Annotated in this window: 17 protein-coding genes; 4 read left to right on the top strand and 13 right to left on the bottom strand. The window is 65.7% G+C overall.

Translation table 11 applies throughout. From position 1 onward, the window contains the following. Nucleotides 1-133: 133 nt before the first annotated feature. The 7 genes from V9L21_RS05335 to sucC form a co-directional block, all read right to left on the bottom strand. The gene (locus V9L21_RS05335; protein WP_337310083.1) at nt 134-937 is read right to left on the bottom strand and encodes a 3',5'-cyclic-nucleotide phosphodiesterase; all 804 of its coding nucleotides are present in this window, start codon (nt 935-937) and stop codon (nt 134-136) included. 29 nt (nt 938-966) lie between these two features. Next, entirely contained in the window at nt 967-3228 is a 2262-nt protein-coding gene (locus tag V9L21_RS05330; RefSeq protein ID WP_337309783.1) for a CHASE2 domain-containing protein, read from the bottom strand. 27 nt (nt 3229-3255) lie between these two features. Beyond that, a complete protein-coding gene (locus tag V9L21_RS05325; protein ID WP_337309781.1) occupies nt 3256-3906 on the bottom strand; it encodes an FHA domain-containing protein in 651 nt (216 codons plus the stop codon). A 70-nt stretch (nt 3907-3976) separates the two neighbouring features. After that, nucleotides 3977-4783, bottom strand: coding sequence for a Stp1/IreP family PP2C-type Ser/Thr phosphatase (locus V9L21_RS05320; RefSeq protein WP_337309779.1), 807 nt, complete (start codon nt 4781-4783; stop codon nt 3977-3979). Nucleotides 4784-4809: 26 nt separating this feature from the next. After that, the gene (locus V9L21_RS05315; RefSeq protein ID WP_337309778.1) at nt 4810-5496 is read right to left on the bottom strand and encodes a TerC family protein; all 687 of its coding nucleotides are present in this window, start codon (nt 5494-5496) and stop codon (nt 4810-4812) included. A gap of 98 nt (nt 5497-5594) precedes the next feature. Continuing rightward, nucleotides 5595-6488, bottom strand: coding sequence for a succinate--CoA ligase subunit alpha (gene sucD, locus V9L21_RS05310; RefSeq protein ID WP_007828710.1), 894 nt, complete (start codon nt 6486-6488; stop codon nt 5595-5597). A gap of 10 nt (nt 6489-6498) precedes the next feature. Continuing rightward, nucleotides 6499-7665: an ADP-forming succinate--CoA ligase subunit beta gene (gene sucC, locus V9L21_RS05305; RefSeq protein WP_258503010.1), complete on the bottom strand. Its 1167-nt coding sequence runs from the start codon at nt 7663-7665 to the stop codon at nt 6499-6501. 206 nt (nt 7666-7871) lie between these two features. Between sucC and argC the strand changes: the two genes are divergently transcribed. After that, a complete protein-coding gene (argC, locus tag V9L21_RS05300) occupies nt 7872-8795 on the top strand; it encodes an N-acetyl-gamma-glutamyl-phosphate reductase (RefSeq protein ID WP_337309775.1) in 924 nt (307 codons plus the stop codon). A 28-nt stretch (nt 8796-8823) separates the two neighbouring features. On the opposite strand, the gene V9L21_RS05295 is transcribed toward argC, so the two are convergent. From V9L21_RS05295 to recA, 3 genes are all read right to left on the bottom strand, one after another. Continuing rightward, nucleotides 8824-9555 carry a hypothetical protein gene (locus V9L21_RS05295; protein ID WP_337309773.1) on the bottom strand — a complete coding sequence of 244 codons (732 nt, stop codon included), beginning with the start codon at nt 9553-9555 and terminating at the stop codon, nt 8824-8826. A gap of 123 nt (nt 9556-9678) precedes the next feature. After that, nucleotides 9679-10143: a recombination regulator RecX gene (recX, locus tag V9L21_RS05290; RefSeq protein ID WP_337309770.1), complete on the bottom strand. Its 465-nt coding sequence runs from the start codon at nt 10141-10143 to the stop codon at nt 9679-9681. 48 nt (nt 10144-10191) lie between these two features. Then, nucleotides 10192-11310: a recombinase RecA gene (recA, locus tag V9L21_RS05285; protein ID WP_258503014.1), complete on the bottom strand. Its 1119-nt coding sequence runs from the start codon at nt 11308-11310 to the stop codon at nt 10192-10194. A 146-nt stretch (nt 11311-11456) separates the two neighbouring features. Between recA and V9L21_RS05280 the strand changes: the two genes are divergently transcribed. From V9L21_RS05280 to V9L21_RS05270, 3 genes are all read left to right on the top strand, one after another. Further along, nucleotides 11457-11942 (top strand): MarR family winged helix-turn-helix transcriptional regulator, encoded by a 486-nt coding sequence (locus V9L21_RS05280; RefSeq protein ID WP_337297259.1) that lies wholly within the window; start codon nt 11457-11459, stop codon nt 11940-11942. A 66-nt stretch (nt 11943-12008) separates the two neighbouring features. Beyond that, the gene (locus tag V9L21_RS05275) at nt 12009-12683 is read left to right on the top strand and encodes a response regulator (RefSeq protein WP_157616436.1); all 675 of its coding nucleotides are present in this window, start codon (nt 12009-12011) and stop codon (nt 12681-12683) included. A 38-nt stretch (nt 12684-12721) separates the two neighbouring features. Next, the gene (locus V9L21_RS05270) at nt 12722-14167 is read left to right on the top strand and encodes a sensor histidine kinase (RefSeq protein ID WP_337309767.1); all 1446 of its coding nucleotides are present in this window, start codon (nt 12722-12724) and stop codon (nt 14165-14167) included. A 12-nt stretch (nt 14168-14179) separates the two neighbouring features. On the opposite strand, the gene V9L21_RS05265 is transcribed toward V9L21_RS05270, so the two are convergent. From V9L21_RS05265 to V9L21_RS05255, 3 genes are read right to left on the bottom strand one after another with little or no spacing between them, the layout of a single operon-like run. After that, nucleotides 14180-14389, bottom strand: coding sequence for a sporulation protein (locus V9L21_RS05265; RefSeq protein WP_337309765.1), 210 nt, complete (start codon nt 14387-14389; stop codon nt 14180-14182). An 8-nt stretch (nt 14390-14397) separates the two neighbouring features. Then, nucleotides 14398-15222 carry a biotin--[acetyl-CoA-carboxylase] ligase gene (locus V9L21_RS05260; RefSeq protein ID WP_337309764.1) on the bottom strand — a complete coding sequence of 275 codons (825 nt, stop codon included), beginning with the start codon at nt 15220-15222 and terminating at the stop codon, nt 14398-14400. A 2-nt stretch (nt 15223-15224) separates the two neighbouring features. Further along, nucleotides 15225-15872 (bottom strand): SET domain-containing protein, encoded by a 648-nt coding sequence (locus V9L21_RS05255; RefSeq protein WP_337309761.1) that lies wholly within the window; start codon nt 15870-15872, stop codon nt 15225-15227. Nucleotides 15873-15879: the final 7 nt, after the last annotated feature.

The following is a 15879-nucleotide window of genomic DNA, read 5'->3' as shown; positions in this document are numbered from 1 at the left end:
GTGCCACCCCGTTTCGAGCGTTTGGCCGACGAAACCCGTCACTTCATGCGTACACAAGTTACATCGAGTGACACAAATCGTTTGTAAAGGCTCAAAAGCGTGACAAATTTGTCATGCCAGTCCTTCCGTCGGCTCAAAAAGTCAGAACCCCATTCGCCTTCAACCACCGGATATCCCGCTGCGCCAACCCCGCCACCTGATGCCCGGCCAGCAGCTGGATCTGGCTCATGATTTCTTCAGTTTCCGCCGGCTTGGTGTGGGTGATGTAGATCGGGTACTGCTTGCCCGGATCGATATGCGCCAGTTCATCGGCCAGCACATGCGGCGACAGGTGCAGGCTGCGCTCAGCCAAGGCTTGCTCGCGGTTGCTGAAGGCGGTTTCGATGACGAGCATGGCGACGTCGAGCGCGTTGACGCGGTCCCAGAAGGGGGCGTTGCGCTCGGTGTCGCCGGTAAAAACCCAGTTGGCACCGCCCTCGGCGCGGCACACGGCAAAGCCGCAGGCGGGCACGGTGTGAACGGCGGGGAGCACTTCGATGCGCTTGGGGGTGGCACTGCCGAGCTGCAGGACTTGGCCCACTGTGATGTCGTGAAAGCTCACGAACGGCGCCTGAGGGCTTGGAATAGTTTCGAAATCCGGCCAAATGACGTTGTTGAACACATGGGCGCGCAGCGCCTCGATGGTCGATCGCAAAGCGTGTACGCGCACTGGGCGGGTACGGCGGGCGCCGACGGCGTCGAGCATGAGGGGGAGCGCGGCGATGTGGTCGAGGTGGCAGTGAGTAAGCACTACGTCGTCGATGGCGGCCATTTCGTCGAGCGTGAGGTCGCCCACCCCGGTGCCGGCATCGACGAGCAGGTCGGTGTCGACCAGGAAGGATGTGGTCCGGCAGTCCTTGGCGATGGCGCCCGAGCAACCCAGCACGCGAACCTGCATTGTGAAAGACCCCCTGCTTGTGCCTGTCGTCATTTGGTTTCGAACCGGGTTGCGCCGTCCCATTCAGGGTCGTAAGGCCGCAATGCCATGGAGGCTAATCGCTGGGCGTAGAGCTGGTAAAGGACTTTTTTGGCATCCGCTGCGAGCAGCGGGTCCAGCAAGTTTCGGCCCGTGGCCCAGTCTTGGCGGCGGTAGGCGTCAAGAACGCCGGCCCAGCGGTGCAGTTGCTCGGCTTGCTGTTGCGCGGCGGCGGTTTGGGGCGCGGCGTCGGGTGCGAGAGGAGTGAACACGGTAATGGCCTGGGCCTTGCCTTTGACAAGCACGCTGTCGAGCTCTTGCCAGAGAAAGCCGGGCGCGAGTTGGCGGGTGGCTCCGCTGGCAACGATCTCCACGCCGTAGTGCGAGCTCAGGCCCTCCAGCCGGGACGCGAGGTTGACCGCATCACCCACGACGGTGTAGCTGCGCCGCGCCGCCGAACCCATGTCGCCGACGCTCATCACGCCGCTGTTAATGCCGATGCCCACGCTGATCTGGGGGCGTCCGTCGGCAACGTGAAGCTTGTTGATGTCGCGCACGGCTTCGGCCATTTCGAGCGCGGCGCGCACGGCAAGGGTGGCGTGGTCGGGCGTGTCGATGGGTGCGCCCCAGAAGGCCATGACGCAGTCGCCCATGTATTTGTCGACGGTGCCGCGGTGCGCGCTGATCACGCTGGTGAGCCGGTTGAACAGGGTGTTGAGAAAGGCCTGCAGCTCGGCCGGGGTCATCTGCTCCGAAAGGCGGGTGAACTCGCGCATGTCGCAGAACATGACGGTCATGTTCTTGCTCTCGGCGCGCATGCTGTAGCGGCCGGGGGTCACGAGCATTTCGTCGACGAGTTCGGGCGGCACGTAGGTGCCGAAAAGCCGCGCCAGCCCGCGGCGCGCGCGGGCCTCGATGAAGTAGCCCCAGCCCATGTTGAAAATGAAAGCCAGCGCCGCCATGGCCAGCGCCGACGCCAGCGGAAGCACGAGGCTGTGGTTCTGGTAGAGCCAGGCGTTCACGCCGACCAGCACGGCAACGGTGACGATGCCCAGCACGACGGCGCGCGGCGCCGGCAGCAGCGTGAGGCCCAGCGCCAGCACAAGCCCCGCGGCGAGCACGTTCAGCACTTCGTACCCGGGCGCGTAGTCGGGCACCGCGAGCAGGCGGCGGTCGAGCATGGCCGACACCACGTTGGCATGCACCTCGACACCGGGAAACGCAGCCCCGACGGGCGTGGCGCGCAGGTCTTGCAGGCCCGGCGCGGTGGCACCCACGAGCACGATGCGGCCCTTCAGTTCGCCCGGCGCGAGCCGGCCCTCGAGCACGTCGGTGGCCGGCACGTAGCGGAAAGAGCCGCCACTCGCCCCGCCCGGGCCGCGGAACGGCACCTGCATGCTGGCTGTTGCGTCGACCGGCACGCGCAGGCCGCCCACAATGAGCGACTGCAGCCGGGGCACGGCGCCGCCCGATGCAAAGGCCGGCAGCACGGGGGGCATGCCATTGGCGAGCCTGTAGACGGCCAATCCCAGCGACTCGTAATACCCCGGCCGGCCGCGGTCGCCCTCATAGCGAGCGATGAGCGGCACGCTGCGGATGATGCCCTCGTCGCCGGAGCTGACCAGCGTGTTGAGAAAGCCCGAGGCCGGTGCGGCGGTCGCCAGCACCGGAAGGTTGGCGCCGAAGCCGTTCCACTCCGTGGCATAGCCGTGGTCCGCCGGAAAGGCCTCGGGCAGCAACAGCGGCGCCGCCGGCAACTGGCCCTTGGCGCCGGGCCTTTCGGTTCGCGTGAAGTAATAGCCGAGCGCCACGCGCTGGCCTTCCAGGGCCCGGGCAAAGATGGCGTCGTTGTCGAGCGATGGCGCCACGCGCTCGATTTCACCGGCAAGCCCCGGCATGTCGCGCAGCGGCCCGCGCGCAATCTGCCGCAGCTTGTCGAGGCCGGAGCTTCGGTCCGGCTCGACGAACATCACGTCGAAGCCCAGCACCGCCACCTGCTGGCGCCCCGTGAGTTCCCTGGTCAGCCGGGCCAGCTTGTCGCGCGCCCAGGGCCATTGCCCCTGCCGCGCCAGGCTGGCGTCGTCCACGTCCACGATCACGATGCGGGGGTCGAGCGTGCCCGGCATGGTGGCGCGCAGGCGGGTGTCGTAAATCAGGTGGTCGAGGTGGTCGAGCACGCTCAGGCGCCAGGCGCCGGTGGCATGCGCCAGGGCCAGCAAAACCGGCAGCAGGGTAATGACGATGCGTGGCCAATGCCGCCGGAGCGCATTCATGGCGTCGGCGCTACGCGGGCCCTGAGCTCAGACCCGCACGAACTGCATGCGCGTGGCGCCGCCGAGTTCCAGCACGTCGCGTTCCTGCAACCCGACGGCGTCGGTACCGAGGGGATTGCCGTTGAGCCTGACCTCGCCCATGACGCTGGCCGCCACATAGCCTTGGCGCCGGCGCGTGACAACCGCCACGGCAACGCCGGGCTTGCCGATGGTGGTGACCACCTTCTGCAGCGGCAGGTCCTGGCCGCCGCCGGTGTCCGAGAGATCGCGCAGCACCGGCACGCCGATTTCGACCAGCGCACCGGCCTCGGTCGGTGCGGACGAGAGGGGAATGGGGGACGAAAAATCGTCCGACACGTTGTGCACCGAGCCCGCGCCGGGCTCCAGGTTGTTGCGGGCGCGAAAGTGAATGCGGCAGCCGCCGAGTTCGATGACGTCGTTGTCCTTGAGCACCTGCTTCTGGACGACGAGCGCATTGACGTAGGTGCCGTTGGTGCTGTTGAGGTCTTCAATTTCGACTTCGCCGCCGCGCATATGCAGCACGGCGTGTTCGCCACTCACCGCCAGATTGTCGATGACGATGTCGTTGTAGGCGCGCCGTCCCAGCGTGGTGCGGTCCTTGGCGAGCGCCACTTGTTCGATGACAACGCCATCGATCGAAATGATCATTTTCGGCATTGCCGACTCCCCGATTTACAGAAATTGGTTGGTGGCAGGCGCAACGACGGGCAGTCGCTCGGGCCTGGGGCTAGGCGGCAGCAGGCGCATCGCCGACGCGCGCTTTTGCCAGGACAACGGAAATGTTATCCCGTCCGCCATTGTCGTTTGCAATTGCAACCAAAAGTGATGCTTTCTGCTGAAGCCCGACATCGTGGTTCAAAAGCGTGAAAAGCTGCGCATCGGAAATCATCTCACTGAGCCCGTCGGAGCACAGCATATACAGGTCGTCGGGCCTTGCGGTGTGTTCGTGCATTTCGAGCACCACCTGCGCTTCTACGCCCACGGCCCGGGTCACGAGGTTGCGGTGGGGCGAATGCAGCGCCTCCTCGGCGGTGATCGCGCCCGCGTCGAGCTGCTGCTGGCGCAGCGAATGGTCGCGCGTGAGCTGCTCGAGCTTGTTGTTGCGAAGCCTGTAGCAGCGCGAATCGCCGATGTGGCCCACCAGCACGCGCTGCGGCCGGAAAGCCGCCAGCACCAGGGTCGTTCCCATGCCCTGCAGCTCCTCGTTGGAGATGCCGGCTTCGAGAATGGCCGAATTCGCCTCGTCGGTCGCGGCCTGCAAGGCGCGCCGGATCACCCGCGCGGGCGCCTGGGGCCCGGCTTGCGCAAACCACCGGGCAAAGCTGGCGTGCACCAGCGACACCGCCATGGCGCTGGCGACTTCGCCGCCCTTGTAGCCGCCCATGCCGTCGGCCAGCACGGCAAGGCCGAGCGCCGGATCGACATGGAGATCGTCCTCATTGTGGGCACGCGCGCGCCCCACGTCGGTCAGCGCGGCAAACTCCCAGGACAGCGGGGGCCGATTGGAAAAGAGGGACGCGCCGACGCTCACCATTGTGTACAAGCGTGGGCGCGCGGCATTCAGTGCCCGGCCGCAGCGCGAGCGCGCTGCTGCAGCAAGCGGCCAGCGGCCACGACAAAAAACGCACCGGCCGCCGCGGCCGCATAGTGCAGCCAGGGGTTGGCCGCGAGCACGCCATGCAGCGAGACGTCGCTTGCAATGGTTTCACCGCCGACCCAGCCGATCAGGGCGGCACCCAGCATGACGATGATCGGAAAACGTTCCATGAGCTTGATCATGAGCGTACTGCCAAAAATCACCAGCGGAATGCTGATTGCGAGGCCGAGCACCAGCAGCACCATGCTACCTTGCGCGGCGGCGGCCACGGCAATGACGTTGTCCAGGCTCATGACCAGGTCGGCCAGCAGGATGGTGCGCACGGCCGCCAGCATGCTGCCGTATTCCTTGGCCTCGCCGTCATCCTCTTCTTCTTCGCCCAGGAGCTGCAGGCCGATCCACAGCAGCAGCAGGCCGCCGACGATCTGCAGGTACGGCAGCGCCAGCAGCCTGGCCGCGACGATGGTCAGCACGATGCGCAGCACCACGGCCGCGCCCGAGCCGAACAGCACGGCTTTTTGCTGCTGCGCGGGCGGCAGGGAACGGGCAGCCATGGCAATCACCACGGCGTTGTCACCCGAAAGAATGATGTTGATCCAGACAATCTTGACCAAGCCGATCCAGAAATCGGTGCTTTGAAGGAGTTCCATGTCTCTTTTCCACTGTGTTGTAGTGAAAAAAGCGCCCGCAGGGTTTGCGGGCGCTTTTTTCTTTTTGCGTGGTGCGCAGAGAGAAGGTCTGCTGCGGTTTAGAGCTGTGCCTTGAGCAGCTTTGCCAGCTCCGAGAAGTTGCGCGTGACGGTGAAGCCGCACTCTTCCATGATGGCGAGCTTGGCATCGGCCGTGTCGGCGCCGCCCGAGATCAGCGCGCCGGCGTGGCCCATGCGCTTGCCGGGAGGAGCGGTAACACCGGCGATGAAGCCGACCACCGGCTTCTTCATGTGTTCCTTGCACCAGCGGGCCGCGTCGGCTTCGTCCGGTCCGCCGATTTCGCCGATCATGATGACCGCGTCGGTGTCCGGATCGTCGTTGAAAGCCTTCATCACGTCGATGTGCTTCAGGCCGTTGATCGGGTCGCCGCCAATGCCCACTGCCGACGATTGGCCGAGGCCGATCTCGGTGAGCTGCGCCACGGCTTCATACGTGAGCGTGCCCGAGCGCGAAACCACGCCGATGCGGCCCTTGCGGTGAATGTGGCCGGGCATGATGCCGATCTTGATTTCGTCGGGCGTGATCAGGCCGGGGCAGTTCGGGCCCAGCAGCAAGGTCTTCTTGCCGCCGGCCGCTTCCTTGGCCTTCATCTTGTTGCGCACTTCGAGCATGTCGCGAACCGGAATGCCTTCGGTGATGCAGATCGCCAGGTCCAGGTCGGCCTCGACGGCTTCCCAGATGGCGGCAGCCGCGCCTGCCGGCGGCACGTAGATCACCGACACGGTGGCGCCGGTTTGCGAAGCGGCTTCCTTCACCGAACCGAAGATCGGGATGTTGAAGATCGACTCGCCGGCCTTCTTGGGGTTCACGCCTGCCACGAAGGCGTTCTTGCCGTTCGCGTATTCCTGGCACTTTTCAGTGTGGAACTGACCGGTCTTGCCGGTAATGCCTTGCGTGATGACTTTGGTGTCTTTGTTGATGTAGATCGACATGACTTGTTCCTTAGGCCTTCTTGACTGCTGCCACGACCTTCTGGGCCGCTTCCGCCATGGTGTCGGCGCTGATGATCGGCAGGCCCGATTCGGCCAGCAGCTTCTTGCCTTCGACTTCGTTGGTGCCCTTCATGCGCACGACCAGCGGCACTTGCAGGTTCACGGCCTTGCAGGCTGCGATCACGCCGGTGGCGATGGTGTCGCACTTCATGATGCCGCCGAAGATGTTGACGAGGATGGCCTCGACATTCTTGTTCTTCAGCATGATCTTGAAGGCTTCGGTGACCTTCTCGGGGGTGGCGCCGCCGCCCACGTCCAAAAAGTTGGCCGGCTCGCCGCCGAACAGCTTGATGGTGTCCATGGTGGCCATGGCCAGGCCGGCACCGTTCACCAGGCAGCCGATGTTGCCGTCCAGCGAGATGTAGGCCAAGTCGAACTTGGAGGCTTCGACTTCGGCTGCGTCTTCTTCGTCGAGGTCGCGCAGGGCCACGATTTCAGGGTGGCGGAACAGCGCGTTGCTGTCGAAGTTGAACTTGGCGTCCAGCGCCATGACGTTGCCCTTGCTGTCACGGTTGAGCGGGTTGATCTCGACCAGCGAGGCGTCCGTCTCCATGTAGCAGGTGTAGAGCTTCTTCAGGATGTCGACCGTTTGCGCGGTCGAGTCGGCCGGCATGCCGATGCCGTCGGCAATTTCCTTGGCTTGCGCGTCGGTCAGGCCTTCCTTGGGGTCGGCGTAGACCGTAATGATCTTCTCGGGCGTGGAGTGGGCCACTTCCTCGATGTCCATGCCGCCTTCGCTCGATGCGATGAACGCAATCTTTTGCGTCGCGCGGTCGGTCACGGCCGAGACGTAGTATTCCTTGTTGATGTCGGCGCCATCTTCGATGTAAAGGCGGCGCACCTTCTGGCCTTCGGGGCCGGTCTGGTGGGTCTTGAGCTGCATGCCGAGGATTTCGCCGGCGAGCTTCTTGACGTCTTCGATGGACTTGGCGACCTTGACGCCGCCGCCCTTGCCGCGGCCACCCGCGTGAATCTGGGCCTTGACGACCCAGACCGGGCCTCCAAGTTTCTGGGCGGCCTCGACCGCCTCCTGAACCGTATAGGCCGGAATGCCGCGCGGCACCGGCACGCCGAACTTGGCAAGAATTTCCTTGCCTTGGTACTCGTGAATCTTCATGAGGGTTGTCTCTCGGAAGGAGGAAGTTGAGAACGGGAGATCTGGGGTCTGAGGCGTCTTTGGCTCTGTTGTTCGCGGGCGACGGCAACCTGACGGTTGGGGGCGGCGAACAACCGCGGACTGTATCATGGTGCGGCGCACCAATACTCGACGTGACCTTGCGGTCAATACGTACTTTCTTCTAGCGACCCCACGGATACTCCGATATGGCCAAGGTTTTCATCGACGGCGAAGCCGGTACCACCGGCTTGCAAATTCGCGAGCGGCTCCAGACGATGCCGCAAATCGAACTCGTGAGCATTGCGCCCGAGCTGCGAAAAGACGTGAACGCCAAGCGCGAGCTGATGGCCGGCGTCGACCTGGTGGTGCTGTGCCTGCACGACGACGCGGCCCGCGAATCGGTCGCGCTGATCGACCAGCTGCCGGGCAAGAAGCCCAAGATCATCGACGCCTCTACCGCGCACCGCGTGGCGCCGGGCTGGGTGTTCGGCTTCCCTGAACTGGTGGAAGGCCACTGGCAGGCCGTGGCTGCGGCCGACCGCGTCGGCAACCCGGGCTGCTATGCCACGGGCGCCATCGCCATCGTGCGCCCGCTGGTCGATGCGGGCCTGCTGCCGGCCGACTTCCCGGTTTCGCTGCCCTCGGTCAGCGGCTATTCGGGCGGCGGACGGGCCATGATCGAAGACTACGAAGGCGGCAAGGCGCCGCTTTTCGAAACCTACGCGCTCGGCCTCAAGCACAAGCACATTCCTGAAATCATGAAGTACACCGGCCTTACCCGCCGGCCCGTCTTCATTCCTTCGGTGGGCAATTTCAAGCAGGGCATGCTCGTGCAGTTGCCGCTGCACCTCGACCTGCTGCCCGGCAAGCCGAAGGCCGGCGACCTGCACGAGGCCATTGCCGCGCACTACGCCAGGAGCAACACGCCCGAGCAGTTCGTGAAGGTGCTGCCGCCTACCGACAACGGCAAGCTCGACGCGCTGGCGCTCAACGACACCAACGAGCTCGAAATTCGCGTGTTCCCGAACGAAGACCACCGCCATGCGGTGGTGATTGCGCGGCTGGACAACCTGGGCAAGGGCGCCAGCGGCGCCGCGGTGCAGAACCTGAAGCTGATGCTGGCGCTCTGAGCGCCAGCCATCGTTGTTCTCCGTCAGTTCACCTGACGAGCCAAAGCCCGACGCCCAGCAGCACCGCGTGCGCGCCCAGCGCAATGTAAAGCGGCTTGCTTGAGGGCTCCGCCATCTCCTGCAGCGTTTCGTTGATGCGGCGCGTGAGCAGTGCGCGCAGCGTCGGGTCTTGCGCGGCGCCCTCTTCTGCTGCCGCCGGCTCGCCATGTTCCGCACGGCCTTGCTGCCATTCGGCAAGCATGTCGCTCAATGGCAAGCGGTTGAGCACAAAGCCGACCACCGCGCGCACCGCCTTGCCCTCACCCAGCACCGGCGCAAGCTGCTTGCTCAGCGCGTCGACGGACAGCCAGTCGGCCGCACGCTGCAGCGTGCCGTGTGTGCGCGGCATGGCTTCGATGCGGCCTGCGATTGCGCCGCCCAGCCGCTCAGACACGGCCTCGCCCCGCGCGGCCACCAGGTGCTGCATGGCCTTGGCCCGGCCCTGCTGCACACCCAGCATCGCGTAGACGACCACGAAGAGAAACAGCAGCACCGCGACCAGCAGGGGCGGCGAAGTGAGCAGCGCGAGCGCGGCACCGGCGCCGCCCGCACGCGCGCCCGCATTGCCGGGCCCGTGCAGCTGGCTCAGGTAGTAGAAGAAGGCGCCGCCGCCGAGGATGAGCGAGAGCAAGCCGCCCTTGACCACCGATCCGATGAAAGCGGCGCCGGCCTTGGCGCCCGTGCGCATGAGCGACGGCTGGCCTGCAGGTCCTGAAGACATGAGAGTTCCTCCTCCGAAGTTTTATATGAAGGCGGTCCTCGCGCGGGACCGGCCCGCGCCGATCATGCCATCGGCGTCATCTTCAGCATCGCCAGCACGGCGATGCGACCGGCGCCACCCGCTTCATTCGCCGCCGCTGTCGCCGTCGAAATCGCTCCGGAGCACCTTGGCCACCACCGCGCCAGAAAAGCCGCGCGCCATCAGAAAGCGCATCTGCTTGGCGCGCTCCTTCGCATCGGCGGGCGGTGCGTCGAAACGGCGGCGCCACAACGCAGTGGCGCGCTCTACTTCGGTGTCTTGCAGGCTGGCCACGGCTTCTGCGATGGCTTCGGGCGCGATGCCCTTGGCCTGCAGCTCCTGGCGCACACGCAATGCGCCCGAACGGGCGGCGCGCTGGTTCAGCACCGAGGCCACCACCCGCGGCTCGCTGATGAAGTCCTTGGCGGCCAGTTCGTCGAGCGCGCGGGCCAGCGTACCGGGCTCTTCTTCATGCCTGGCCAGCTTGCGCTCCAGCTCCGCGCGCGAATGCTCGCGCTGGCTCAGGAGCCGTAATGCGCGGCCTTTGAGGGAGGGGGCACCGAATGCCATGCCTGGTGGTCGCTTGCGCGGCCCCTGAGAGGCCGCGCCGTACCTTGCTTACTCGCCCTTGTCGGCCTTCTCGGCCTTGGCTGCCTTCGCAGGCTTCTCGGCCTTTTCGGTGGCCGGGGTGTCGGCATCGGCCGCCAGCAGCGGAATGCCCAGCGACTCGCGCACCTTGTTCTCGATTTCGCGCGACAGCTCGGGGTTCTCGCGCAGGAACTCGCGTGCGTTGTCGCGGCCCTGGCCGATCTTTTCGCCGTTGTAGGCGTACCAGGCACCCGACTTGTCGAGGATCTTGGCGTTCACGCCCATGTCGATGATTTCGCCTTCGCGGCTGATGCCTTCGCCGAACAGGATGTCGAACTCGGCCGTCTTGAACGGAGGCGACACCTTGTTCTTCACCACCTTCACCTTGGTTTCGTTGCCGATGGCCTCGTCGCCCTTCTTGATGGTGCCGATGCGGCGGATGTCCAGCCGCACCGAGGCGTAGAACTTCAGCGCATTGCCGCCGGTGGTGGTTTCGGGCGAGCCGAACATCACGCCGATCTTCATGCGGATCTGGTTGATGAAGATGACCATGCAGTTGGTCTTCTTGATGGTGGCGGTGAGCTTGCGCAGCGCCTGGCTCATCAGGCGGGCTTGCAGGCCCGGCAGCGAGTCGCCCATTTCGCCTTCGATTTCGGCCTTGGGGGTGAGCGCGGCGACCGAGTCGACCACGATCAGGTCGACGGCGCCCGAGCGCACCAGCGAATCGACGATTTCGAGCGCCTGCTCGCCGGTGTCGGGCTGGCTGATCAGCAGGTCGGACAGGTTCACGCCGAGCTTCTGGGCGTATTGCACGTCGAGCGCATGCTCGGCGTCGACGAAGGCGCAGGTGCCGGCCTGCTTTTGCATGGCGGCGATGACCTGCAGCGTGAGCGTGGTCTTGCCCGACGATTCAGGGCCGTAGATTTCGATGACGCGGCCGCGCGGCAGGCCGCCGACGCCGAGCGCGATGTCCAGGCCGAGCGAACCGGTGGAGACCACCTGGATGTCTTCGAGCGCCTCGCCTTCGCCGAGCCGCATGATCGTGCCCTTGCCGAACTGCTTTTCGATTTGCGCCAGCGCGGCTTGCAGGGCCTTGGCTTTTTCACTGTTGGCGACCGAGATGCTTGCGCCCTTGACGACTGCGTCCATGTGGAAATCTCCTTGAAAATCAACGGTTTGTGTGTGACTGCCATCCATCTGCTTTTAATTACAGGCTGGATGCTTGAACAGTAGTGTAGGGGCTCATTGGTTTCAGTAGACCCATTTTTTAGTCAGTTTGCTTTACCATTTGGGCCATGGCCGAAAATGCTTTTCCGACCGATCCCGACGCGTGGCGGCAAACCCACCTGGGCCGCCTGCTAGGCCATGCGATGCGCCGCTTCGACGAGCGCGTGCTCGAGCTCATGGCGCACGACGTCGAGGTGCCGCTGGCGCTGTCGAACCTGGCCGCCCGCGCCCAGGTGAGCGCCGCGCACATCCACATCACGCGGCACCTGGCGCGCGAAGGTTCGCGCCTGACCGAGCTGGCCGAGCGCGCCGGCATGACCAAGCAGGCGATGGGCGCGCTGGTGGACCAGTGCGAAGCCTGGGGCCTGGTCACACGCGGGCCCGACCCGCTCGATGCGCGGGCGCGGCGCGTGCTTTTCACCGCCGACGGATTGGCTTGGCTCGACGCCTTCCGCGGCGCAGTCACGCAGGCCGAGCGCGAATTCCGCGCCAGCGTCGGCAACGACGTTGCCACCGTGGTAACCATCGGTCTGGAAGCGTACACAGCGGGCTAGACTCGGCTGGGAGAGAGACAAATGTGAACGGCGCCAGCGCGCGCCTGAACCGGCCGGAGGTGGCTCATGCGGATTCTGATTGCCGAAGACGACCAGGTGCTGGCCGATGCCCTGCTGCGCAGCCTGCGCACTTCGGGCGCGGCGGTCGACCACGTGGCGAACGGTTCGCAAGCCGACACCGCGCTCATGACCCACAGCGAGTTCGACTTGCTGATCCTCGACCTCGGGCTGCCCAACCTGCACGGCATCGAGATCCTCAAGCGCCTGCGTGCGCGTGGTTCGCAGTTGCCCGTGCTGGTGCTCACCGCGGCCGACAGCGTGGAAGAACGCGTCAAGGGCCTGGACCACGGCGCCGACGACTACATGGCCAAGCCGTTCAGCCTGCAAGAGCTCGAAGCGCGCGTGCGCGCGCTCACGCGACGCGGCATGGGTGCCACCAGCAACACCATCCGGCACGGTCCGCTGGTGTACGACCAGGCCGGCCGCGTGGCCACCATCGACGGCAAGATGGTCGAGCTCTCGGCGCGCGAACTCGGCCTGCTCGAGGTGCTGCTGCAGCGCGCGGGCCGCCTGGTCAGCAAGGACCAGCTGGTGGAGCGCCTGTGCGAATGGGGCGAGGAAGTGAGCCTGAACGCGATCGAGGTCTACATCCACCGCCTGCGCAAGAAGATCGAGAAGGGGCCGGTGCGCATTGCCACGGTTCGCGGCCTCGGCTACTGCCTCGAAAAAATCCAGCAATGACACGCAGGCTTGCCCCGCGGCTTCGGAGGCCGTAAGCCTTGAAACTGTTCCAGCGCGCGCAGCGCTCCCTGTTCGGCGAGATCCTCGACTGGATGCTCACGCCGCTGCTGCTGCTGGTGCCGGTGAGCATCGGCGTCACGTGGCTGGTGGCACAGGGCATTGCCAATGCGCCCTTCGACCGCGCGCTCGAATACAACGTGCAGACGCTGGCGCGGCTGGTCACCGTGCAACAGGGCCAGACGCAGTTCGTGCTGCCGCAGCCGGCGCGCGAAATCTTGCGGGCCGACGACGCCGACCGCGTGTACTACCAGCTGCTCGACAGCCACGGCAAGCTGCTGAGCGGCGAGTCCGACGTGCCGCATCCCAACACCGACGAGCCCCCGGTCCCTGGCGTGGTCACGCTGCGCAACGGCGAAATGCGCGGCAAGCCAGTTCGCGTGGCCTCGCTCTGGCTGGCCAATGACGACGACGACTCGGCGCCCGCGCTGCTGCAGGTGGCCGAGACGCGCGAGAAGCAATCGGTGCTGGCCACCGAAATCATCAAGGGCGTGCTGCTGCCGCAATTCGCGATCCTGCCGCTCGCGGTTCTGCTGATCTGGCTGGCGCTGGTGCGCGGCATCAAGCCGCTGTCGGTGGTGGAGGCGCGCATCCGCGAGCGCCGCCCGGGCGACTTGAGCCCGCTCGACGAATCGTCGGTGCCACTCGAGGTGGTGCCGCTGGTGTCTTCGGTCAACGAGCTGCTCGACAAGCTCAATGATTCGATCCATACGCAAAAGCGCTTTCTTGCCGACGCGGCGCACCAGCTCAAGACGCCGCTTGCGGGCCTGCGCATGCAGGCCGACCTGGCGCAGCGCGAAGGTGCCAATGCCGACGAGCTCAAGCAGTCGCTCAAACAGATCGGCCGCGCCAGCGTGCGCGCCACGCACACGGTGAACCAACTGCTCTCGCTCGCGCGCGCCGAAAGCACCGGTGCCGGCACGGGCCGCCAGCCCTGCGACCTGGCCCGGCTCACCATTGAAGTGGTGCGCGAAGCCGTGCCGCGCGCCATCGAAAAGCGCATCGACCTGGGCTACGACGGCGCCGAAGCGGGTGCGCCCGGCGTGGTGCTCGAAGGCAACCCGACCCTGCTGAAGGAACTGGTGCGCAACCTGGTCGACAACGCCATCAACTACACGCCGTCCACCCCCGAGCGGCCGGGCGTGATCACCGCGCGCGTGCTGGCCGATCCGTTCGGGCACGTGGTGCTGCTGCAGGTGGAAGACAACGGGCCGGGCATTGCGGAGTCCGATCGCGAGCTGGTGTTCGAGCCGTTTTACCGCGTGCTGGGCAACGAGGCCGACGGCTCGGGGCTGGGTTTGCCGATCGTGCGGGAGATTGCCAACCAGCACCATGCGCAGGTCAAGCTCGAAGACGCACATCCGGGCCGGCAACCGCCGGGCGCGCGCTTCACGGTGCGCTTCGAGGGCGAAGAACTGGCGCCTTGAGCTGCGGCGCGTTCAGGGCGCGGCGGCAGTGTTGCCGTTGCCGGTCTTGCCATCCTTGCGGATCTGCAGCCACTCGGGATGAACCTGGCGCGAGAGGCGCTGCGGCTCGCGCTCGGTGATGCCGGCCGGCATCAATCCGAAGCCGGCCAGGTCGCCGCGGGCCCACAGCCAGTAGCCGACATTGGCCAGGACGAGAACGATCAATGCGAGGCGCAACTTCATGGTGAATCTCAAAAAGCCATGCCGCGAGGACGCACGCTGACTTCGTCGCTCGAGACCATCTGCAAGCCGCCGGCCGTGCGCACCTGCAGTTCGCCGCCCCAGGCCACGCCTTCGCATGTGCCAAAGCTGCCGTCGCTGAGCTGGACCTCGCGCCCGCGCAACGCGTCGCGCGCGGCAAAACGCTCGGCAAAGGGCGCGAAGCCCTGCGCCTCGAAGGCCTGCACGCTGCGCACCAGCGGCGCGGCCAGTTCGGCAAGCACTTGGGGCGCCGTGGCGTCGGGGCGCCATTGGCGCAGCCACGCGGGCGGCGTGCGCATGCCCTCGGCTTCGCGCGGGCCAATGTTGATGCCGATGCCGATCACCAGGTAGCGCGGCGTCGCCGCCGCATCGGCACGGCCCGTATGCGGCATGGCGGTTTCGATCAGGATGCCGGCCAGTTTGCGGTCGTTCACCCACAGGTCGTTGGGCCACTTGAGCGCCACCTTTGCATCGCCCGACGGGTCGAGGCTTTCCGCCACGCTGACACCCACGGCCAGCGAGAGACCCGACCAGTCGCGCGGCGCGAGCGACAGGCCCAGCGAAAAGGTGAGCGAGGCGGCGTTTTGCTGCTCGCCCTGCTGCGCGCTTTGCCAGGGCCGGCCAAGGCGGCCGCGCCCGGCGGTCTGGCGCTCAGCCACCAGGAGCACCGGCTCGGCGCGGCCGGCACGCGCGCGGCGCATGAGCTCGGTGTTGGTCGAGTCGATCTCGGCCACGGCCTCGACCGCAAAGCCGGGCAGCAGCGGCGCCACTGCCGCGGCAATCCGGTCTTCGAACCAGTCGGCCGTGGTGCTCATGCTCAGCCCTTGTCGGCCTCGTCCTTTTTGGCCTTTTTTTTCTCGGACTTCTTTTCAGCCTTTTTCTCGGCTTTCTTGTCTGCCTTTTTGGCTTCTTTTTTCTCGGCCTGTTTTTCGGCTTTTTTCTTCTCGGCCTTCTTCTTGGCTTTTTTCTTCTTTTTCTTTTCTTCGTCCTCGTCCTCGTCCTTGGGCGTCAGCAGCGTGCCGCGGCAATTCTCGGAGCCGCACCAGCACGGAAACTCGGCCAGCAGCTTCGGCGTGTAGGGCTCGTCGATGATCAGGCCGTAGTCGTAGTTGAGCTCTTCTCCTGCAGCGATGTTGCGCAGCGCCTTGATATAAACGCGGCCGTTGACCTCGTCGGCCTCGCAGTTCGGCTCGCAGGAGTGATTGATCCAGCGCGCGGCATTGCCGTTCACGTTGCCGTCGATCACGCGGCCGTCGTCGATGTGGAAGTAGAAGGTGTGGTTGGGCTGGGACGGGTCGTGCGGATGGCGGCGCAGCGCCTCTTTCCAGCTGATGACTTCGCCCTTGTATTCGATCAGCGTCTCGCCTTCGGCCAGGTCGTCCACGGCGAACACGCCGTTGCCGTGGACATCCGAACGCCGCATCTGGATGCGGCGGCCGGCGAATTGTGGGGATTTGGAAGGCATCGCCGAA

It is taken from the genome of Variovorax sp. CCNWLW235, assembly GCF_037204085.1.
GTDB lineage: Bacteria > Pseudomonadota > Gammaproteobacteria > Burkholderiales > Burkholderiaceae_C > Variovorax.
The sequence above is the reverse complement of the archived record's forward strand: the minus strand, read 5'-3'. Positions and strand labels throughout refer to the sequence as shown.